At 71.6% G+C, this 21045-nt stretch carries 16 protein-coding genes and 1 pseudogene; 5 read left to right on the top strand and 12 right to left on the bottom strand.

What is annotated here, in order from left to right; all coding sequences use genetic code 11:
• Positions 1-27 precede the first annotated feature (27 nt).
• Both AB0N81_RS29285 and AB0N81_RS29280 read right to left on the bottom strand, forming a co-directional pair.
• Complete coding sequence (locus AB0N81_RS29285) at positions 28-1929, bottom strand: lasso peptide isopeptide bond-forming cyclase (protein WP_365363489.1); 1902 nt, start codon at positions 1927-1929, stop codon at positions 28-30.
• A 149-nt stretch (positions 1930-2078) separates the two neighbouring features.
• The gene (locus AB0N81_RS29280; protein WP_365363487.1) at positions 2079-2186 is read right to left on the bottom strand and encodes a keywimysin-related RiPP; all 108 of its coding nucleotides are present in this window, start codon (positions 2184-2186) and stop codon (positions 2079-2081) included.
• Between the two features lie 499 nt (positions 2187-2685).
• On the opposite strand from AB0N81_RS29280, the pseudogene AB0N81_RS29275 reads away from it, so the two are divergent.
• A pseudogene (locus AB0N81_RS29275) lies at positions 2686-2796 on the top strand (IS481 family transposase); the annotation flags it as partial.
• Here the strand turns inward: AB0N81_RS29275 and AB0N81_RS29270 are convergent.
• Together AB0N81_RS29270 and AB0N81_RS29265 are read right to left on the bottom strand one after the other, a co-directional pair.
• The gene (locus AB0N81_RS29270) at positions 2793-3278 is read right to left on the bottom strand and encodes a DUF3017 domain-containing protein (RefSeq protein WP_365363485.1); all 486 of its coding nucleotides are present in this window, start codon (positions 3276-3278) and stop codon (positions 2793-2795) included. The pseudogene AB0N81_RS29275 and the gene AB0N81_RS29270 sit on opposite strands and share 4 nt — an antisense overlap.
• Before the next feature lie 20 nt (positions 3279-3298).
• A complete protein-coding gene (locus AB0N81_RS29265) occupies positions 3299-4153 on the bottom strand; it encodes a bifunctional methylenetetrahydrofolate dehydrogenase/methenyltetrahydrofolate cyclohydrolase (RefSeq protein WP_055569933.1) in 855 nt (284 codons plus the stop codon).
• A gap of 257 nt (positions 4154-4410) precedes the next feature.
• Here AB0N81_RS29265 and AB0N81_RS29260 point away from each other — a divergent pair, with 257 nt between their 5' ends.
• The gene (locus tag AB0N81_RS29260) at positions 4411-5043 is read left to right on the top strand and encodes a hypothetical protein (protein WP_365363483.1); all 633 of its coding nucleotides are present in this window, start codon (positions 4411-4413) and stop codon (positions 5041-5043) included.
• Positions 5044-5117: 74 nt separating this feature from the next.
• Here the strand turns inward: AB0N81_RS29260 and purH are convergent, their stop codons facing one another.
• Both purH and purN read right to left on the bottom strand, forming a co-directional pair.
• Positions 5118-6677 (bottom strand): bifunctional phosphoribosylaminoimidazolecarboxamide formyltransferase/IMP cyclohydrolase, encoded by a 1560-nt coding sequence (purH, locus tag AB0N81_RS29255; protein ID WP_365363652.1) that lies wholly within the window; start codon positions 6675-6677, stop codon positions 5118-5120.
• Positions 6678-6745: 68 nt separating this feature from the next.
• On the bottom strand, positions 6746-7369 hold the full coding sequence (purN, locus tag AB0N81_RS29250; RefSeq protein ID WP_365363650.1) for a phosphoribosylglycinamide formyltransferase: 624 nt from the start codon (positions 7367-7369) through the stop codon (positions 6746-6748).
• A gap of 266 nt (positions 7370-7635) precedes the next feature.
• Between purN and AB0N81_RS29245 the strand changes: the two genes are divergently transcribed.
• Positions 7636-8454 carry a hypothetical protein gene (locus AB0N81_RS29245; RefSeq protein WP_365363481.1) on the top strand — a complete coding sequence of 273 codons (819 nt, stop codon included), beginning with the start codon at positions 7636-7638 and terminating at the stop codon, positions 8452-8454.
• 49 nt (positions 8455-8503) lie between these two features.
• Here the strand turns inward: AB0N81_RS29245 and AB0N81_RS29240 are convergent, their stop codons facing one another.
• A complete protein-coding gene (locus AB0N81_RS29240) occupies positions 8504-10300 on the bottom strand; it encodes a DUF6350 family protein (RefSeq protein ID WP_365363479.1) in 1797 nt (598 codons plus the stop codon).
• Between the two features lie 151 nt (positions 10301-10451).
• Here AB0N81_RS29240 and AB0N81_RS29235 point away from each other — a divergent pair, with 151 nt between their 5' ends.
• A complete protein-coding gene (locus AB0N81_RS29235; protein ID WP_365363477.1) occupies positions 10452-11627 on the top strand; it encodes a sigma factor-like helix-turn-helix DNA-binding protein in 1176 nt (391 codons plus the stop codon).
• Between the two features lie 424 nt (positions 11628-12051).
• Here AB0N81_RS29235 and sucD read toward each other — a convergent pair whose 3' ends face one another.
• The 5 genes from sucD to AB0N81_RS29210 form a co-directional block, all read right to left on the bottom strand.
• Positions 12052-12936: a succinate--CoA ligase subunit alpha gene (sucD, locus tag AB0N81_RS29230; RefSeq protein WP_365363475.1), complete on the bottom strand. Its 885-nt coding sequence runs from the start codon at positions 12934-12936 to the stop codon at positions 12052-12054.
• A 21-nt stretch (positions 12937-12957) separates the two neighbouring features.
• The gene (gene sucC / locus AB0N81_RS29225) at positions 12958-14136 is read right to left on the bottom strand and encodes an ADP-forming succinate--CoA ligase subunit beta (protein WP_365363473.1); all 1179 of its coding nucleotides are present in this window, start codon (positions 14134-14136) and stop codon (positions 12958-12960) included.
• A 311-nt stretch (positions 14137-14447) separates the two neighbouring features.
• Complete coding sequence (locus AB0N81_RS29220) at positions 14448-15788, bottom strand: VWA domain-containing protein (RefSeq protein ID WP_365363471.1); 1341 nt, start codon at positions 15786-15788, stop codon at positions 14448-14450.
• Between the two features lie 179 nt (positions 15789-15967).
• On the bottom strand, positions 15968-18403 hold the full coding sequence (locus AB0N81_RS29215) for a DUF5682 family protein (RefSeq protein WP_365363469.1): 2436 nt from the start codon (positions 18401-18403) through the stop codon (positions 15968-15970).
• Positions 18400-19524 (bottom strand): AAA family ATPase, encoded by a 1125-nt coding sequence (locus AB0N81_RS29210; protein WP_365363467.1) that lies wholly within the window; start codon positions 19522-19524, stop codon positions 18400-18402. The genes AB0N81_RS29215 and AB0N81_RS29210 overlap by 4 nt, the downstream gene beginning before the upstream one ends.
• A 154-nt stretch (positions 19525-19678) precedes the next feature.
• Between AB0N81_RS29210 and AB0N81_RS29205 the strand changes: the two genes are divergently transcribed.
• Entirely contained in the window at positions 19679-21031 is a 1353-nt protein-coding gene (locus tag AB0N81_RS29205; RefSeq protein WP_365363465.1) for an SWIM zinc finger family protein, read from the top strand.
• The last annotated feature ends 14 nt before the right edge of the window (positions 21032-21045 follow it).

Raw genomic sequence — 21045 nt, 5'->3', positions numbered from 1 at the left:
CGCCAGGCTTCAAGGCGTACACCAAGATCATTCCTTTCGGTCGGCGGTGGGCTGGGCGGGGACGGCGTCCCCCTGGCGCGGGGGCGTCATTTCGCGGGAGCGCAGCCAGACTTCGCAGGCGATCGTCGAGTGCAGCAGGTAGCTCTCCGTCTCCGCGGCGAGAGAGCGGCGGCACCATTCACGCAGTACGTTCTCGTCGATCAGGCCGAGCCGGGCCAGCCGCGAGTCGTCACACAGCGCCAGCAGCCGTCGGCGATGCTCGCGCAGGCCGACCTCCTCCTCGAACGTTGCGTTCGCCTTGGTGTTGCGTGTCCGGCTGGTTTCCGGCACGACGCCGCGCATGGCTTCGACAATCAGGGGTTTGTACCGCCAGGGGGTGATCCGTTCCTGTGGCCGCACGGCGAGGCAGGTCTCGATGACGCGCGTGTCGTAGTAGGGGGCGGCGACGGTGATGCCCAGGGGCGCGGCCATCTGGCCGATGTGCCGGGTCCACTGGGAGATGCCGTCCATCGCGACCAGTTCTCGGTGCTCACCGTGTCCCCTGCCCCGGGGTTCGATGCCGGACAGGTCGGCGCGTATCAGTTCGCGGGCGGCCGCGATGGCGTCGGGCGTGGCCCAGGGCGCCATCCGGGGCGGTACGGACCAGTCGAGCAGCGGTGTGTTCGTGCCGGGAGGCGGCCCGGCCAGGTCGCGGGCCACGCGGCCGAGCCAGCTCCGGTAGGAGCGCCGGTCCAGGAGCTGGCGCAGCGTTGCCCGCCGGGTCCACTGGTACTTGGCGGCGTATCCGCGGATGTTGCGCAGTGCGGTCGGGGGATGGGTCAGTAACAGGGGATGCAGCCGGGCGGGCGTGCCGGCGAGGAGTTCGTCGCCGCCCAGGCCGGTCATGTGCAGGTTGGATCCTCGGGCCGCGGCCATTTCCACGATGCCCATCCGGCGGTTGCGGTCGACGGTGATGATGCTGGGCGTGTCCAGGATGTCGTGGAGGGTGTCGATTCCGTCGAAGGTCAGGGCCGTGTCCTTGGCCGGTACGACGTGGTGCTCGACGCCTTCGAGTTCCTGGACGGTGCGCCGGGCCCAGTACACGTCGTCGCCGGATTCGTCGTGGAGCGCGGCTGTGTATGCGACGACCTTGGTGTCGCCGCGGGCCGCTGTACAGCACAGGGCGGTGGAGTCCAGTCCGCCCAGATCTGCCGTCACCAGCTCGCGCCCGCGGGTGCGTACACCGACCGCTTCGGTGAGCGCCTCTCTCAGGTGTCGGGCGCCCTCGGCGAGGGGGACGACGGGGTCGAGCGGCGACCACCACCGCCTCATGGTGGTCCGACCGTCGGCGTCGAGGGTCAGGCAGTGGCCTGCGGGTACGGCCCGCAGGCCCCGCCACAGCGGGGGCTCCGACAGCGGGTACGGCGCTCCTGAGGTGAGCAGTTCGAGGGCGATCCGGCGTTCGTCGAGATCAGCGTCGATCAGTTCGGCGAGCACGTCGGCCCGATCCGACGCCACGCTGACGGGGCCGGAGCCGGAGCCGGAGCCGAATGCTGCGGTTTCGGTGTGGAACACGCGCCGCAGGTTCACGACGCCACCCCGTACGTGCACCCGGCCGCCGGCGCTGGCCACCAGATGGAAGCTGCCGGGCCGGCGTGCGGCGCGGTCCAGGGCCGCCAGTGAGGCGGGGCCGGTGGCCGCAGCGGCTTGTTCGAGATATTGCTCAGTGACGGCGTGCTCCCCGATCACCGCGATACGGGTTCCGCCACACCGCCCCGTCACGGCCGCATGCTCCTCCCAGCGGCCCACCAGCCACGGTCGTCCAGAGGCATGGAGCAGACTCCGGGTGGCGTAGCGGCGCGCCCTGGCGGCGAAGGGCGCGGCCGCGGCGGTGTCGGGCAACGCGATGAACCAGGCGGGTGCGGCCTGGAGGGAGAGAAACGGAGCCATGAGCAACGGCCTTCGGTCGGCGGTGAGGTGATGCCCGGGGCAGAGGATCGGGTGGCGGCTGGACGCCACCACCCGATAGCCGGCCTGTTCAAGGACCGGCGCAAACGTTCTGCGACTCATAACCGCTCAGCGGCCGGGGCCGCCCCCGATCAGAGGAGCTGCTTGCCGCCGAGGATGTCCTTGGGCCCGGTGTTCTTGATCCCGGTCACCTTGCGGAAGCTTCCTGCCTTGGTGAGAGTGGGCCGCTCGTACGTCATAATCGTTCTCCCTTTTTGAGGACGATACGCACAGGAAAAATATGTGCGGCGAATTCAATTAGATCTCGACGTGAAAATCGAGATCGGTCAAATCCGCGGGACCACCGTAAGTACGAAAAGGGCAACATCACAACGCCCGCCCCGGATCGCGAGGCGGACGAGGGGCGCAAGGGGGGCGCGCATGGGGCGCAGTCAGTGGGACAGCGAAAGCGCAGGCAGGCGCCCTCTCCATAAGGCCAGCCCACGATGCCTAAATCGCCACAAAGGGGGTGTTCACCCCCGCACCTTCATGACCGTACAGCCAATTAGACCGTAAAATAGTTAGGCATAAACAGCCGATTGGGGGCGGGCCGCTTCAGCGCGTACTCCCAATAACCCAAAATGTGTGAGCCTTCACACCTTCGCAGTCAGGGCGCCTTGACGGTCAAAAATTGAAACGTGAATGAAGGACACCTCAGACGCCGAACGCCAGGCAGCGTTTCTGGACTGGCTGGACCGGGCAGCGTTTCCGGACTGGCTGGACCGGCACAACTGCCACCGGCCCCACACCAGCATCGGCGGCCAGACCCCGTCCGGCCGCGTCACCAACCTGTCCGGACAGCGCGCCTAGATCGTGTAATGCAGCGTGTCGTCCAGGAACGGGATCTCCAGCCACGGCTCGGGCTGCGCCATCAGCGCGAGGAGTGCGATGGCGAGGCCCAGCGCCCCGTACGTGACCATGTCGGTGAACCGCGAGCGCACCGCCAGCATCCCCACGTCCGGCAGCGCCCAGCGCAGCACGGCACCGCCGATGAGGGCGATGCCGATCAGCAGCGTGCCGACGCGGAACACGTCGAGCGCGGTGAGCAGCAGTCCGATCCCGACCAGGGAGGTGACGCTGAGCAGCGGCCACTGTCGGGCCGGTGCGGGGGCGTCGCCGGCCGCGGCACGGCCGCCGCCCTCGGGCCGCGCGGTGTCACGCGTGAACAGCGGGAAGCGGCGCGACACCTTCCGCGGCCGCCCGTCCGGGCCCGGCGCGCTGACCGCGCCCTTGGCCCGGGGAACATCCTGGGCGTCGCCCGGGTCGTCTTCCGGACTCCTGGCCTCGCTCATGACCTCGCCTCTTTCCCGCTTCAGCGCGCGGCGCGTTCCGCGGCCTCGACGACGTTCACCAGGAGCTGGGCGCGCGTCATCGGGCCGACACCGCCCGGGTTCGGTGAGATCCATCCTGCGACCTCGGCGACGCCCGGGTGGACATCGCCGACGATCTTGCCGTTCTCGTCGCGCGAGACGCCCACGTCCAGGACGGCGGCGCCCGGCTTCACGTCCTCGGGCTTGATCAGGTGCGGCACGCCCGCCGCGGCCACGATGATGTCGGCCCGCTTCAGGTGTGCGGCCAGGTCACGGGTACCGGTGTGGCACTGGGTGACGGTGGCGTTCTCGGACTTGCGGGTGAGGAGGAGCGGCATGGGCCGTCCGATGGTCACGCCGCGGCCGACGACGACGACCTCGGCGCCCTTGATCTCCACGTCGTGCTGCCGGAGCAGCCGGATGATCCCGTACGGAGTACAGGGCAGCGGCGCCGGCTCGTTCAGGACGAGGCGGCCGAGGTTCATGGGGTGCAGGCCGTCGGCGTCCTTGTCCGGGTCCATGAGCTCCAGGACGCGGTTCTCGTCGATGCCCTTGGGCAGCGGGAGTTGGACGATGTAGCCGGTGCAGGCCGGGTCCTCGTTCAGCTCGCGGACGACCGCCTCGATCTCCTCCTGCGAGGCGGTGGCGGGCAGTTCGCGCTGGATGGAGGCGATGCCGACCTGCGCGCAGTCGCGGTGCTTGCCGGCTACGTACTTCTGGCTTCCCGGGTCGTCGCCGACCAGGACAGTACCGAGTCCGGGCGTGACGCCCTTCTCTTTCAGGGCCGCCACGCGGGCGGTCAGTTCGGACTTGATCGCTGCTGCGGTGGCCTTGCCATCGAGAATCTGGGCGGTCATGCCCCCATCTTCCCGGATGAGGCCCGCCCGGTACCAATCAGGTCGCCTCCCCCTGTCGTCACGGTGGTTCACCCACTGATCAGCGAGGTTGCACTTGCACAACACATACCGAGTGTGGCTGGACAAATAAGCCAAGCCTAAAGAACGATATGCGGCACAGTGCCGCGGGCAGTGTCGGGGGGACGGACCGCATCTGTAGAACATTCCTCCGTGATGTGCCGCGTCGTCCCCGCACCACCCGACGGAGGAAGACCGCCATGAGTTACGGCGACCCGAACAACCCATACGGGCAGCCGCCCCAGCAGCCCCCGGCCGCTCCCGGGTACGGCTATCCCCAGCAGGGCCCGCCCGGCGTCCCGCCGCAGCAGCCCTACGGCTACCCGCAGCAGCCGCCGGCCTACCCCGGCTACCCGGGCGGCAACATGATGCAGCAGTCGATGCCGGGGCTGATGATGACCGCTCGCGTGCTCCTGTTCATCGTCGCCGCGGTGCAAGTCCTCATCGGCATATTCGCGATCTTCGGCGCGGCCACGGTCAGCGACGCGTCGGACGCGGCGTCCGACACCTTCGGGGACAACGAGTTCTCCGACCTCGGGCAGGACTCCGCCGCGATCATCCTGGTCATCGCCCTGCTCTTCCTCGGGCTCGCCGCACTGTCGATCACGCTTGGCGTGAAGTTCTCGAAGGGAGGGCAGGGCATCCGGATCACCACCATGGTGTACGGCATCCTCGGCGCCCTGTTCGGGGTGCTGATCCTGCTCGGTTCGGCCGACGCCGACACGACCGTGGGACTGGTCTGGGCCATGCTCTGGATCGGCTTCGGCGGCATCATGGCCGCGGCGATGATCGCCCCGTCCGGCGCCGCCTGGTTCAACCGCCCGCGTTACTGAGCGAGTTCTCCGCGCGCACGCGCGCAAGGGCCGCACCACTCCTGGAAGGAGGGTGCGGCCCTTGTGCGTACGGCTCAGTGGAAGAAGTGCCGCGTCCCCGTGAAGTACATCGTCACGCCCGCCTTCTTAGCGGCCTCGACGACCAGCTCGTCACGGACCGAACCGCCCGGCTGGACCACGGCCTTGACGCCCGCCGCGGTCAGGATCTCCAGGCCGTCGGGGAAGGGGAAGAACGCGTCGGACGCGGCGTACGAGCCGCGCGCCCGCTCCTCGCCGGCGCGCTCCACCGCGAGCTTCGCGGAGTCGACGCGGTTGACCTGGCCCATGCCGACGCCGACGGAGGCGCCGTCCTTCGCGAGCAGGATGGCGTTGGACTTGACCGCGCGGGACGCCTTCCAGGCGAACGCCAGCTCGGCGAGCTCGCCCTCGTTGAGCGCGTCGCCCGTGGCGAGCGTCCAGTTGGCGGGGTTGTCGCCGTCGGCCTGGAGACGGTCGGTGACCTGGAGCAGCGCGCCGCCGTCGATCTGCTTGACCTCCACGGCGTTCGACGGCGCCCGGTGGGCGCGCAGCACGCGGATGTTCTTCTTCTTGGTGAGGACTTCGAGGGCGCCGTCCTCGTACTCCGGCGCGACGATGACCTCGGTGAAGATGTCGGCGACCTGCTCCGCCATCTCCTTCGACACCGGACGGTTCACCGCGATCACACCGCCGAACGCGGACAGCGGGTCGCAGGCGTGCGCCTTGCGGTGCGCCTCGGCGACATTCGCGCCGATCGCGATGCCGCACGGGTTGGCGTGCTTGATGATCGCGACGCAGGGCTCGTCGTGGTCGTACGCGGCACGGCGCGCGGCGTCCGTGTCCGTGAAGTTGTTGTACGACATCTCCTTGCCGTGCAGCTGCTCGGCCTCGGCGAGACCGCCGGTGCCGTCGACGTAGAGGGCCGCGCCCTGGTGCGGGTTCTCGCCGTAGCGGAGGACGTTCTTGCGCTCGTAGGTGGCGCCGAGGAAGCCGGGGAGGCCGGAGTCGTCGGCGGCGGCGCTGTGTTCATCAGCGGCTCCGCCGCGGGCGTCGGCGAACCATCCGGCGACCGCCACGTCGTACGCGGCCGTGTGCTGGAACGCTTCTCCCGCGAGCCGCTTGCGCGCGGTCAGGTCGAAGCCGCCCGCCTTGACGGCCGCGAGGACGTCGGCGTACCGCTTCGGGTCGGTCACGACGGCGACCGACGGGTGGTTCTTGGCGGCGGCGCGGACCATCGAGGGGCCGCCGATGTCGATCTGCTCGACGCACTCGTCGGGGCTCGCGCCCGAGGCGACGGTCTCCTTGAAGGGGTAGAGGTTCACGACGACGAGCTGGAAGGGCTCGACGCCCAGCTCGGCGAGCTGGCGGCGGTGGTCCTCCAGGCGCAGGTCGGCGAGGATGCCCGCGTGGACCTTGGGGTGCAGGGTCTTGACCCGGCCGTCCAGGCACTCGGGGAAACCGGTCAGCTCCTCGACCTTGGTGACGGGCACCCCGGCGGCGGCGATCCGCGCGGCCGTCGAGCCGGTGGAGACGAGCTCGACGCCCGCCTCGTGCAGCCCGCGCGCGAGCTCTTCCAGGCCGGTCTTGTCGTAGACGCTGACGAGCGCGCGCTTGATGGGGCGCTGCGCGGCGGTCGCGTTCGCAGCTTCGGCGTTCGCAGCTTCGGCGTTCGTAGCTTCGGCGGTCACGGGATAAGAACCTTTCGTCCCTCAATGCGGTAGCCGTGCCGGGCCAGACGCCCCACGACATCGACGAGCAGCGTGCGCTCGACTTCCTTGATGCGCTCGTGCAGAGCGCTCTCGTCGTCCTCGTCCCGGACCTCGACCACGCCCTGGGCGATGATCGGGCCGGTGTCGACGCCGTCGTCGACGAAGTGGACGGTGCAGCCGGTGACCTTCACGCCGTACGCGAGCGCGTCGCGCGCACCGTGGGCCCCCGGAAAACTGGGCAGCAACGCGGGGTGCGTGTTCACGAACCGCCCGCCGAAGCGCGCGAGGAACTCCTTCCCCACGATCTTCATGAACCCGGCGGAGACCACCAGATCCGGCTCGTACGCGGCGCTCGCCGCGGCGAGCGCCGCGTCCCAATCGTCGCGGGTCGCGTGGTCCTTCACCCGGCAGACGAAGGTCGGGACGCCGGCACGCCCGGCGCGGTCGAGCCCCGCGATGCCGTCGCGGTCGGCGCCGACCGCGACGATCTCGGCCCCGTAGTGCTCGGCCCCCTCGGCGTGGATGGTGTCGATCAGGGCCTGAAGGTTCGTGCCCGACCCGGACACCAGCACGACGAGGCGCTTGGGGCGCGCGACCACAGCGCTCTTGGCCACAGCGGGGCCCTTTCTCGGGAGGTGCGTCTTTGTACGGTCGTACGAAGGCTTCGGGCCCCTCGATACGGGGAACCCTACGAAGCGGCCGACCGCCAGCAACGATACCGGCACACGGAACCGCCCCTCACGGGACGGGGGCGCGGGCGGAGGGTAGCGTCTGTCAGGAAGGCGCCCTGAATACCGACGAACGCCGCGTTGCCGAGCCGCACATGGCTCCTCCACGGCCCTACCAAGGGGAAGACGCACACCTGATGCCGGACCGTAGCCGCCCTTCGTCTCCGCCGCAGGACCCGGAATCCCAGGGACCCGAGTCCCGGAGCCCGGGTGCCCAGGGAACGGGCAAGGACGACGACAACCCCTTCGCGCCGCCGCCGGAGGGGACACCGGACCGGCCGTGGCAGCCGCGCCGCCCCTCCGGCGACTCCGCCCCGGACGACCAGGACTCGGGCGGCGGCCACGGGTCCCCCTGGGGCAGCCAGTGGAGCGACCGCCAGCCCGGCCGCTCCCAGGGCGGCTTCGGCGAGCGCCCCGGCCAGAACCAGCAGAACGGCCCCGGCCAGGACGGCCCCTCGGGGTCCGGCGGTGGCGGTGGCGGTGGCGGTGGCGGCATGCGCTGGGACCCGACGGACCCCGCCCAGCGCCGCGCGCGCTACGCCCTGCTCTCCGGCATGTGGGGCTTCTTCTTCGCCCTGTTCGGCTGGCGGTACGTGGCGCTGCTGCTCGGCGCGCTCGCCGTGATGTGGGCGGTCCAGGCGCTGCGCGCGAAGCCGCGCACGCCAGACCCGACGGCTCCGGCGCCCGCCGCGACCGCCGTGACCGCTCCGGGCGCCCGCCCGCAGGCCGACCCGGCGACGACGCCGTCCACGAGGCCGCAGACGACCGCCGCCATCAGCGGCCTGGTGACGGGTGGTCTGGCGCTGGTCATGGTGGCGGCCACGTTCACGGCACAGCTGGTGTACAGCGACTACTACACCTGCGTGGACGACGCGCTCACCAGCACGTCGAAGCAGTCCTGCGAGGACCTCCTGCCGAAGCAGCTGCGTCCGCTGCTGGGCGAGCAGGACGACTAAGGCGGCTGGGGCGACTAGGACGGCTGGGGCAACTAGGACGACAGGGCGGCTAGGACGACGTTGGGGGGCGTCGCCGCCAGAGGCGCTCGCCCTCTTCCTTCAACGCTTGCCAGCGAGCCTCACGGTCGTCGTCGTGCCAGGTGGGGGGCTCCGGCGGCTTGGGCGGTTTGGGCGGCTTGGGTGGCTCAGGCGTATGCGGGGTGCTCGCCGGTTGCGGCGGCTCCAGCGGCTCCGGGGACGTACCGTCCAGGCTCGTGGGTGCGGACGTGGGCGTGGCCGTGCCGGCGGCCCCTGCGCCCCCAGCAGTGCCCGTTCCTGTACCCGTTCCTGTACCCGTACCCGTTTCCGTTCCCGCCCCCGCCCGTCCGGGCCACGGAAGCCGCAGCGAGGACATCATCGGTCGCGGCAGCCGCAACGCAGGCATCATCGGTCGCGGCAGCCGCAACGCTGACGTCGTCGGCCGCGGCAGCCACGCCCGCCGCCGGACCTTGTCGGACGGCTGCGGCCGCCTGAGCCGCCACACGCGCAGGATCAGCGCCCCCGGCACCCCGACCAGCACCGACCACCCGAGCGCCGCCGCCCCCGCCTGCCACCACACCGGCCCGAACTCGGCGAGCGCCGCCACCCCCATCGGCCCGCCCGCGAGCGCCGCGAGGCCCGCCGTCGCCACCCCGCACAGCACCGCCGCGAGCACGGCGCCCGCGGCCGTACGCCCCGGCGACCACGCCTCGCCCTGTTCCCCGTGCTGTTCCCCGTCCCGTTGCCCGAAGGCGGGCACCGCCGCCCCGGCCGTGCACCACGCGATCGCCAGTCCAGCCCCCACGGGCACCACCGCGGCCGACCAGCTCAGCGGCGTCCCGGGCCCCGCCGGAGGCAGGGCCGCGAGCAGCGGAAAGGGCGGCAGCAGCGGGGCCGAGCCCGCGGCGAGGGGGCCCGTGACGGTTCCCGTGCCGAGGGAGAAGCCGGGGCCGAGGCCGTAGGCGGCACCCCACACCGCGGCGTTGGGCACCAGTGCGAGAGCCAGCAGCAGCACCGCGAGCCGCCCCGACCACACGTCGGTGACCTGCATGAACGACGCCTGCACCGATCCGGCCCGCAGCACGAGCGACACCGCGACGAGCAGCGCCCCGCCACCGACGAGCACCAGCGCGCCCGCCAGCCCGGCCCGGGTGACGGCCACCGTGCGACGACGTACGAGGAAGCCGCGTACGAGAGCGGCGCGGAGCGCGGCACGCGTCTCGTCGGGCAGCGCGGCCAGCGGGCGGCGCACGGCCACTGGCAGGGGACCGCGCGGACGGCCGCACGCCGTCCACACCCCGAGTCCGGCCGCGCCCACCGCCAGCACGGGCACGTGCACGGCCGTGCTGAGCCAGTGGGGCCTCAGCTCACCGCCCGCCGCGTACAGCGTCGCCGCCGCGCCGACCAGCAGATAGCCGCCCACCACGCCGTACCACGCCGTCCGCGCCGGGTGCCCGCGCCCCTCGGGCGAGGCCGCGTCCCGTGCCGCCCGGTGCAGCAGCCAGCCGGGCAGGACGACGAGGAACAGCGGCGTCACACCGATGGGCGCGGGCGATCCCGAGAGGGTGTCCGTCCGGACGAGTTCTGTGCCGTGCGCCAGCAGCCAGAGTGCCGCCGCGACGTGCAGGGCGCCGTCGGGCCCGCTGTCCGGGTACGGGGAAGTGGTCCACAGCACCATCACCAGTACGGCGAACGCGCCGAGTCCCAGTCCCGCGGCGACGGCCCCGCCCAGCACGCAGGTGGCCAGTCCTGGCGAACGATCGCGCGCCCGCGTGCGCTGCGGCTCGGCGGGCGGCGGCGAGGCGTGGTGATCGGTCGTCTGGGTCACGCGGTCATGGTCCCAACGACACGCGCTTTCTTCCCGTAGCAGGCGAATATCGGATGTGTCGCTCAATATACGTTTATGTACTTTTTCGTACGGCGGATCGGCTGCGCCCGGCCTCCCGCCGCACGTCGGCCCACGGTGCGGAGAGTCCGACATGCCCCAGAGCCCTGCCACGCCTCTGCCGTCCCCCAAGGAACGCCGCAGGCTGCGCGAGGCGAAGTCGCTGAGCCAGGCCGAGGTCGCCGCGAGGATCGGCGTCACGCGCGCGACGGTCCGCTCCTGGGAGACGGGCCGCACCACGCCGCGCGGCCGCAAACGTGAGGCGTACGCGAGGCTCCTGAACGCGGAGGCGCCCGCGCCGACGACCAGACGCGCAACGAAACCGCGCACTCCGGAGCCGACGACGCCCCCCGCGCTGCCCGAACCACACCCACACGCACAACCACAACCACAGCCACGCCCACACCCACACCCACACCCACAGTCCGTCCGGGTGGCGACGGTCGAGCCCCCTGAGCCGCCGCAGGAGCGGGACCTCACCCCCGCCCAGGCCTTCGACGCCCTCTGCGCCTACTGCGCCCCCGGCCTCGTACGCCAGACGTATCTGCTCACCGGGCGGCGGGTCCTCGCCCAGGAGTCGGTGGAGCGGGCCTTCCAACTGGCTTGGCAGCGCTGGCCCGAGGTGGCGGTCGACCGCGACCCGGCGGGGTGGGTGCGCGCGGCGGCGTACGAGTACGCGATGTCACCCTGGCACCGCTTCCGCCCCGGCCAACGCCACCCGGACGCCCTGCCCGCGTCCCCGGCGGACCTCACCTTCGTCGACGTGCTCCTGAGCCTGCCGCCCGCACAGCGCCGCGCCCTGATGCTCTACGACGGCCTCGGTCTGGATCTGCCGGAGACCGCGGCCGAGACGGAGGCGAGCACGCCCGCCACCGCGAACCGCCTGCTGCACGCGCGCGAGGCCGTCGCCGAACAGATGCCCGAACTGGCGGACCTCGACGTACTGCACCGGCGCCTCAGGGAGGTCGGCGGGGCCGAGACGCTGCGGCTGCCCAAGTCGGAGCGGATCCGTACCGGCAGCGAGTACCGCGCCCGGTTCTGGACGCGCGCGGCGATCGCGTTCACGGCCCTGATCGTCGGTGCGACGGCACTCACCCTGAAGACCGCGCCCACCCGGTACGAACCCCCGCAGGCCCCCGGCACCGCCATCAGCGGAGTCCCCCCACGCATGGGCCCCGGCCCTCTCTCCTACGAGGACACCACCCTCCGCGAAAAACTCCGAGCAGAACTGACAACCGGCCACCCCCGCCTGACACCCCACCTGCCATAGCCCAAGACGCCCCACCGGCCCGGGTCTTCAGGCGCGCGGGACGGTGACATCTACGGCTCCACCACGGGGCCCGACAAGCCCCCACCGGCCCGGGCCTTCAGGCGCGCGGGACAGTGACATCTGCGGCCCCACCGCGGGGCCCGACAAGCCCCCACCGGCCCCGGTCTTCAGGCGCGCGGGACAGTGACATCTGCGGCCCCACCACGGGGCCCGACAAGCCCCCACCGGCCCGGGTCTTCAGGCGCGCGGGACGGTGACATCTGCGGCTCCACCGCGGGGCACGACAAGCCCCCACCGGCCCGGGTCTTCAGGGGCGCGGGGAACTGCGCGACAAGCCCCCACCGGCCCGCAGGCCGAAGGCACAAAAGTGGGCCCGCACCAATCAGGTGCGGGCCCACTTTTAAACACTGCTCAACCGACGGAGTCAGCCCGCCAGGATCTCGCGCGCCAGCTTAGCCGTCTCGGTCGGCGTCTTGCCGACCTTGACGCCGGCGGCCTCGAGGGCCTCCTTCTTCGCGGCGGCGGTGCCGGAGGAGCCGGAGACGATGGCGCCCGCGTGGCCCATCGTCTTGCCCTCGGGCGCCGTGAAGCCCGCGACGTAGCCGACGACCGGCTTCGTCACGTTCGCCTTGATGAAGTCCGCCGCGCGCTCCTCCGCGTCGCCGCCGATCTCACCGATCATGACGATCAGGTCGGTGTCGGGGTCGGCCTCGAACGCCTCGAGGGCGTCGATGTGCGTCGTGCCGATGACCGGGTCGCCACCGATGCCGACGGCCGACGAGAAGCCGATGTCACGGAGCTCGTACATCATCTGGTACGTCAGCGTGCCGGACTTCGAGACCAGGCCGATGCGGCCCGGCTTCGTGATGTCGCCCGGGATGATGCCGGCGTTCGACTGGCCCGGGGTGATGAGACCGGGGCAGTTCGGGCCGATGATGCGGGTCTTGTTGCCCTTCGACTTCGCGTACGCCCAGAAGGCGGCGGAGTCGTGGACGGCGATGCCCTCGGTGATGACGACGGCGAGGGGGATCTCCGCGTCGATCGCCTCGACGACGGCGGCCTTGGAGAAGGCCGGCGGCACGAAGAGGACGGAGACGTTGGCGCCCGTCTTCTCCATGGCCTCCTTGACGGAGCCGAAGACCGGGACCTCGGTGCCGTCGAAGTCGACGGACGTGCCGGCCTTGCGCGGGTTCACGCCGCCGACGATGTTCGTGCCGTCACCCAGCATGAGCTTGGTGTGCTTCATGCCCGTGGCACCGGTCATGCCCTGGACGATGACCTTGCTGTCCTTGTTGAGGAAGATAGCCATGGCTGTTCTGTCCCTCGTCCCTTACTTCGCGGCCGCGAGCTCGGCGGCCTTGTCGGCCGCGCCGTCCATGGTGTCCACACGCTGCACGAGCGGGTGGTTGGCGTCGCTCAGGATCTTGCGACCCAGCTCCGCGTTGTTGCCGTCGAGACGCACGACCAGCGGCTTCTCGACCTTCTCGCCCTTGGAGGCGAGCAGCTCCAGGGCCTGGACGATGCCGTTGGCGACCTCGTCGCACGCGGTGATGCCACCGAAGACGTTGACGAAGACGGACTTGACGTCCGAGTCGCCGAGGATGATCTCCAGGCCGTTCGCCATGACCTCGGCGGAGGCGCCGCCACCGATGTCGAGGAAGTTGGCGGGCTTCACGCCACCGTGCGCCTCACCGGCGTACGCGACGACGTCGAGGGTGCTCATGACGAGACCCGCGCCGTTGCCGATGATGCCGACCTCGCCGTCGAGCTTGACGTAGTTGAGGCCCTTGGCCTTGGCAGCAGCCTCGAGCGGGTTGGCTGCGTCCTTGTCCTCGAGCGCCTCGTGGTCGGCCTGGCGGAAGTCGGCGTTCTCGTCGAGCGAGACCTTGCCGTCCAGGGCCAGGATGCGGCCGTCCTTGGTCTTCACCAGCGGGTTGACCTCGACGAGGAGCGCGTCCTCGGCGACGAAGGTCTCCCACAGGGTCACCATGGCCTCGGCGACACCCTCGGCCACGTCGGCCGGGAACTTCGCCTGGGCCACGATCTCGCGGGCCTTCTCGATGGTGACGCCATCGTTGGAGTCGACCGGGACCTTCGCGAGGGCCTCGGGGGTCTTCTCCGCGACCTCCTCGATGTCCATGCCGCCCTGCACCGACGCCATGGCGAGGAAGGTGCGGTTGGTGCGGTCGAGGAGGTACGAGACGTAGTACTCAGCCTCGATCTCCGGGGACAGCTCGGCGATCATCACCTTGTGGACCGTGTGGCCCTTGATGTCCATCCCGAGGATGTCCGTCGCGCGGGCGACGGCCTCGTCCGGGGTCGCCGCCAGCTTCACGCCGCCGGCCTTGCCGCGGCCACCGACCTTCACCTGCGCCTTGACGACCGACTTGCCGCCAAGCCGCTCGGTGGCCTCGCGCGCCGCCTCAGGCGTGTCGATGACTTCACCGGCCAGCACCGGTACACCGTGCTTGGCGAAGAGGTCCCTCGCCTGGTACTCGAACAGGTCCACGCGCGTCCGTCCCTTATCCGTGATCTCGCTGCGATCTCGCTGCTTTGGTGTCAGCTGTCTGCATGGGCGTGCCGCGGAGGGCAACGTGACTGCGCTGTCACAAGGGAGGCGTAGGACGGAGTCCAGTACGCGGCATGTCCGTCTCGCAGGTTATCGCCGTGTGCCGCGCCTCCCTAAATCACAGATCACATTTGGGCGGTGATGACGGTCACAGATCACGTGGTCACCGCGGCAAAACCCGCAGTTGCGGAGGTCGCCGGGCGGCCCCTGTGACGTCGGGGGCCGCCTGTTTGCTCTGGTTGCTCCCGCGATCAGCCCGCCGTGTCCGGTATGGGAAGGGGACGCTTCTCGATCGCCGCGGCCATCACCTCCGGGAAGAGGTCCGGAGTGCAGGCGAAGGCCGGCGCGTCCAGTGCGGCGAGCGCCGCCGCGTGCTCGCGGTCGTACGCGGGCGCCCCTTCGTCGGAGAGCGCGAGCAGCGTCACGAACCGCACTCCGGACGCCTTCATCGCCGCGACCCGCTTCAGCATCTCGTTGCGGATGCCCCCTTCGTAGAGGTCGCTGATGAGAACGACGACCGTGTCGGCGGGCCGGGTGATCTGCGACTGGCAGTAGGCGAGCGCCCGGTTGATGTCCGTGCCGCCGCCCAGCTGCGTGCCGAACAGGACATCGACCGGATCGTCCAGCTGGTCGGTCAGGTCGACGACGTTCGTGTCGAAGACGACGAGCCGTGTGTTCAGCGAACGCATCGACCCGAGCACGGCCCCGAACACCGAGGCGTAGACGACGGAGGCGGCCATCGACCCCGACTGGTCGATGCAGAGGATGACGTCCTTCTTCACGGACCGGGAGGCCCGCCCGTACCCGATGAGGCGGTCGGGGACGATCGTCCGGTACTCCGGCAGGTAGTTCTTGAGGTTGACCGCGATCGTGCGGTTCCAGTCGATGTCGTGGTGGCGGGGCCTGCTGACGCGGGCGCTGCGGTCGAGGGCTCCGGTGAGCGTGGCACGGGTCCGGGTCGCGAGCCGTTTCTCCAGGTCCTCGACGACCTTGCGCACGACGGCCCGCGCGGTCTCCTTGGTCGTCTCCGGCATGGCCTTGTTGAGGGAAAGCAGCGTGCCCACCAGGTGTACGTCCGCGTCGACGGCCTCCAGCATCTCCGGCTCCAGGAGGAGCGTGGAGAGCCCCAGCCGGTCGATGGCGTCGCGCTGCATGACCTGGACGACGGACGACGGGAAGTACGTCCGGATGTCCCCGAGCCAGCGCGCCACGGACGGCGCGGACGCCCCGAGCCCCGCCGCACGCTCCCGCCCCCGACCATCCGTCTCACCCCCTCCTCCGTACAGCGCGGCCAGCGCCCTATCCACCGCCACATCCCGCCCACTGAGCGCACCCCCCGTCCCCTCGGCACTCCCCCCACCCAACACAAGCCGCCACCGCCGCAACCTCTCGTCCCCGACCCCGACCCCGACCCCGACCGCCTCCACCACAGGCACCGCAGGCACCACACCCCCAGCACCCCCAGCTCCAGAGACCCCAACTCCAGCCCCGTCCGACCCCACCTCACCCCCAGGCACCACACCCCCGACACCCCCGGCTCCAGAGACCCCAACTCCAGTCCCATCCGACCCCGCCTCAGCCACCCCAGCCATCCCAGCCCCCGCCCCTGCAACCCCAGTCATCCCGCTCGCCCTCCTCGTCCCCGTCCCCCCAGCCGCTCCAAGCGCCCCGGTTTCTCCCACCGCCACGGTCTTCCGGGCCCCCCTCGTCTCCCCGGCCGCTCTGGTTGCCCCCATCGCTCCAGCCACTCCCGTCTCCCCAGCCGCCCCAGTCACCCCGCCACCCCCACGCAGTCGTCGCTGCTCGTCACCGTCCCCGTCACCGTCCCCGTCCCCGTCCCCGTCGGCAGGCCCAGCAGCAGGCGCACGATCGGGACGACGGCGTCCGCGCGCGCCGCGTCTATGTCCTCGGCGAAGCCGGGCAGTCCGCCCCCGGACCCACGCCCGCTCACCTCGCCCCGGGCCCCCGCCCCCGTCGGCCCCCGACGAACCAGCTCGCCCAACGTCCGCCGCACCCCCGGTTCGTACGCCGAGAAGGTGCGCCGCAGCAGGGGCAGTACGTCGGTGAAGGCGCTGTCCGACACCCCGCTCAGCCAGTCGTCGACCAGGCCGAGGAGCCTCTCGTCGTGCACCAGCAGCATTCCGCCCCCGGACCCGCCCCCGACGAACCCCTCGATCCAGGCGGCCGCCTCGGCCGGCGCGCACCCCCGGGACAGCGCGAGCCCCATGAGCCGGGCCACTTCCTCGTCCCCCAGCTCCCCACCGTCCAGAAGCAGCCGCACGCCCCTGCCTCGGACGACTCCGGCGACGGCCTCCCGCTGGACGAGTGTCCGCAGGACGGCGTGCCACCGGGGACGAACACTCCGCACCACGGTCGCGGCGGGCGCGGCCGCGGGCGTCACCTCGGCGCGGCCCGAACAGAACTCTTCGAGTAGCCCGACCGCCTGGTGCACCGAGTCGACGTGCCCCCGCATCTCCAGAGCCGCGTCCGCGTCGAGCCCCGCGCACGCGGGCGGCAGCCCGACGAAGATCCGCTCGGCGAGCCCGAGGGCCACCTCGCCGAGAGCCTCCGTACCGGTCCCGCGGACGTCTCCGTAGCGAAGGGACCGCACCAGCGCGGGCAGCGCCTGCGCGAGGTGCCCGACATCCGCGTCCAGCGCCGCCCGGTCCGCCAGCACCCGCATCACCACGGGCAACGCGTCCGGCAGCTCCGCCAGCAGACACCGCTCGGCGAGCGCGGTCACGTCGGCGAGGGCCCTCGCGTCGACGGCGTCCGACGAGGCCCGGCCCGTGGCCGCGCCCAGCACCGTGGTCCCCCACACCCCCGCCTCCGCGACCCGCACGGAGAGCTCCGGCTCCCACCGCAGCCGCCAGGTCTCCCGGAACGTCCCCGTGCTCCCCCGGGACACCACCGGCTCCCCCCAGCCGACGCCGAGCAGCCGCAGCCGGTGCAGCAGCCTGCTGCGCGCGGCATCCGTCTCCTTGCGGAGGTCGAGCTCCAACTCCCGCTCCACGGCCTCCGGTTTGAGTCGCAGCCTGCGCTGCAGCCGGGTGAGGTCCCGCTGCAGCGGGACCGCGGGCGCCGACTCGGGCACTTCGCCCAGCACGTCACCGACGACGAGCTTGTCGCGCACGAGCGCGAGCGGCACGTCGGAGCCCTCGCACATCACCGCCCGCACGGCGTCGGTCGTCTCGGTGAGCCCCGCCAGCGGCCGCCCCCGCATCGCGGCCAGCGTGTCGGCGAGCCGCACCGCCTCGATGACGTGTGCGGACGAGACGAGCATGTCCTCGTCGCGCAGCAGCCCCGCGACCTTCGTCATCCAGCGCTCGACGGGCCGGTCGGGTGCGCTGAACAGATGCCCGTACCACCCGGGGGAGGTGATTCCCGCGCCGTACCCGCTGGCACGGGAGAGCCGGCGGTGGGTCCACGGCACCCACGTCATCTCGGCCTTCACCTTGGGCAGCCCCTTGAGCAGGGCCCGGTCGGCGGCCACGGTGACCTTCCGCCGGAGTGCGGGAACGTGCCAGGCCCCGCACACCACGGCGACCCGCTCGGCACCGGCCTCCTTCTGTGCGGCGCGCACTTGGAGCCGCATGTACGCCTCGCGCACCACGTCCCGGCTGTGTCCACCGTCCCCGTACGCCTCGCGCAGCGCCCCCATCGCGTCGCTCAGCGCCTCGAACGGCGCGAACGCCTCGCCGCCCGCCGCCCGGTGCTCGACGACGTCCTCCCACCAGCGCTCCGGATCGTCGTACCCCGCGGTCTCGGCAAGAACGCCGAGGGGATCGACCCGCACGTCGCTCTCGCTCCCGTCCTCGACGCGCTCACCCTCAGCGCGTTCGTCCCCGTCCCCCTCGCCTCCCTCGTCCCCGGCGCGCAGGGCGAGCGAGTGCGCCGCGGGCAGGTCGAAGAAGCGCACCGTCGCCCCGCGCCCCAGGGCCCACTGGATGGCGACCCACTCCGGAGAGAACTCCGCGAGCGGCCAGAACGCCGAGCGGCCCGGCTCGTCCACCACGTGCGCGAGCAGCGCCACGGGCGGCCGCATGCCCTCGTCGGCGGCCAGCCGCACCACCGCGTCGGCCTCCGGAGGGCCCTCGACGAGCACGACATCGGGCTGCCCAGCGTCGAGCGCGGCCCGCACCGCGCGCGCGGAGCCCGGCCCGTGGTGCCGCACCCCGAGCAGCAGCGGCTCCCCCACCCCCGTCATGCGCTCACCTCGCGGCACGCGCGGTAGAAGTCCTTCCAGCCGTCACGCTCCCGCACGACCGCCTCCAGGTACTCCTGCCAGATGACACGGTCCGCCGCCGGGTCGCGCACGACGGCGCCGAGGATGCCGGCCGCGACGTCACCGGGGCACAGGACACCGTCCCCGAAGTGCGTGGCCAGCGCGAGCCCGTTGGTGACGACGGAGATCGCCTCCGCCGTGGACAGCGTGCCGCTTGGCGACTTCAGTCTCGTACGCCCGTCGGCCGTCACGCCGTCGCGCAGTTCACGGAACACGGTGACGACGCGGCGTATCTCGTCGATGCCCTCGGGCCCCGCGGGCAGGTCGAGGGAGCGGCCGATCTGGTCGACGCGGCGCGAGACGATGTCGACCTCGGCGTCGGCGCTCTCCGGCAGCGGCAGGACGACGGTGTTGAAGCGGCGGCGCAGGGCGCTCGACAGGTCGTTGATGCCGCGGTCGCGGTCGTTGGCCGTGGCGATGAGGTTGAAGCCGCGTACGGCCTGCACCTCCTGCCCCAACTCGGGGATGGGCAGTGTCTTCTCCGACAGGATCGTGATCAGCGTGTCCTGGACGTCGGCCGGGATGCGGGTCAGCTCCTCGACGCGCGCCGTCATGCCCTCCGCCATCGCCCGCATGACGGGGCTGGGCACGAGCGCGTCGCGGCTGGGGCCGTGCGCGAGCAGCCTCGCGTAGTTCCAGCCGTACCGGATGGCTTCCTCCGGCGTGCCCGCCGTGCCCTGGACGAGCAGCGTCGAGTCACCGCTGACCGCGGCCGCGAGGTGCTCGGACACCCACGTCTTCGCGGTGCCGGGCACTCCGAGCAGCAGCAGGGCGCGATCGGTGGCGAGCGTGGTGACGGCGACCTCGACGATGCGGCGGGGCCCCACGTACTTCGGCGTGATCACCGTGCCGTCGGGCAGTGAGCCGCCGAGGAGATAGGTGGCGACGGCCCACGGCGAGAGCTTCCACCGCTGCGGCCTCGGCCGGTCGTCCTGGGCGGCGAGCGCGGCCAGTTCGGCGGCGAAGGCGTGCTCGGCGTGCGGCCGCAGGGCGCCCGACGGATTCGCGGTCGCGGACGTCGTCGAGTCGACGGAAACGGTCATGGAGCGATCCCCCTCCAGCTCGTCCGGACCGCATCTGGCCCGGATGTGTCTCCACGGTGCACCACGCCACTGACAATCACCCTCCGCACGCCTCTGACCTGCGCACATATCCTTGGCCGGGTCGATTGTCAGTGGCTGCGCCTACCTTCGAGACATGACTCAGCAGGGGGTGCGCTGGAAGGCGGATCAGGTGCTGGCACTGGCTCCTGACGCGCCGTCACGCAAGGCGGGAAGCAAACTCGGCGTCGCCGGCCCATGGTCGGAGGCGGGCAGTTCTGACGATGGGGCGGTGTGGGGGCTGTGCAAGGGCAGTGGCAGCAAGCCGTATCGGACGGTCGTCGACATCGCGGGCTCGGCGGGCCCGGCGTACAAGTGCAGTTGTCCGAGCCGCAAGTTCCCGTGCAAGCACGCGCTGGGGCTGCTGCTGGTCTGGGCGGGCGCGGACGGCACCGTGCCGGAAGGCGGCGAACCACCGCCCTGGGCCGAGGAATGGCTCGCGTCGCGCCGCAAACGGACGGAGACCGAGCAGAGTCCGCCCGGTACGCCGAGAGCCGCCGCCGACCCGGAGGCGGCGCGTAGGAGAGCGGAGAGGCGGGCCGAGCGCATCACCGCGGGTGCGACGGAGCTGGAGCAGCGCCTGTCCGATCTGCTCCGAGGCGGCACCGCCGCGGCCGAGCAGGCGGGGTACGGCTTGTGGGAGGAGACAGCGGCCCGCATGGTCGACGCCCAGGCACCGGGACTGGCCGCCCGGGCACGGGAATTGGGGGCGATCCCCTCGTCCGGCCCCGGCTGGCCGGCGCGTCTCCTGGAGGAGTGCGCGCTGCTCCATCTCCTGACCCAGGGGTGGCTCCACCGCGACCGGCTGCCGCCCGACCTGGCGGCCACGGTCCGCTCCCGCGTCGGCCTGCCCACCCAGCCGGAGGGCCCACCGACACGGGACCGCTGGCTGGTCCTCGCCCAGTACGACACCGCGGACAGCAGGCTCACCACACGCCGCATATGGCTGTACGGCACGGAATCCGACCGCACCGCACTCCTCCTCTCCTACGGCGCGGCGGGCCGCGCACCCGAACTCGCTCTCCCCGTGGGCCTCGTACTCGACGCCGAGGTGATCGCCTACCCGGGCGCGGCCCAACTCCGTGTGGACCTGGGCGAACAGTTCACCGCCCCGGCCCCCGCCACACACCGCCCCCCGGGCATACGCACAGAAGAGGCCGTCGTCCGCTACGGAGAGGCGCTTCGCGACGACCCCTGGCTGGAGTCCTGGCCGGTCACGCTCTCCGAAGTGATATCGGCCGAACACGAAGGCACCTGGCAACTGACCGACTCCGACGGCACCACGGCACTCCCCCTCTCCCCACCCGCCACATCCAGGCCGGGTCTGTGGCGCCTGATCGCCCTCTCCGGAGGCATGCCGTTGACGGTCTTCGGTGAATGCGGCCACCAGGGCTTCACACCGCTGACGGCGTGGCCGAAGGACTCACAGGAGCCGGTGTCGCTGTGCTGACGACCGCGGACCAG

Source organism: Streptomyces sp. NPDC093510, from assembly GCF_040683555.1.
In the GTDB taxonomy this organism is placed as follows: Bacteria; Actinomycetota; Actinomycetes; order Streptomycetales; family Streptomycetaceae; genus Streptomyces.
Note: the sequence above shows the minus strand (reverse complement) of the source record. Positions and strands in the feature narration are given on the sequence as shown.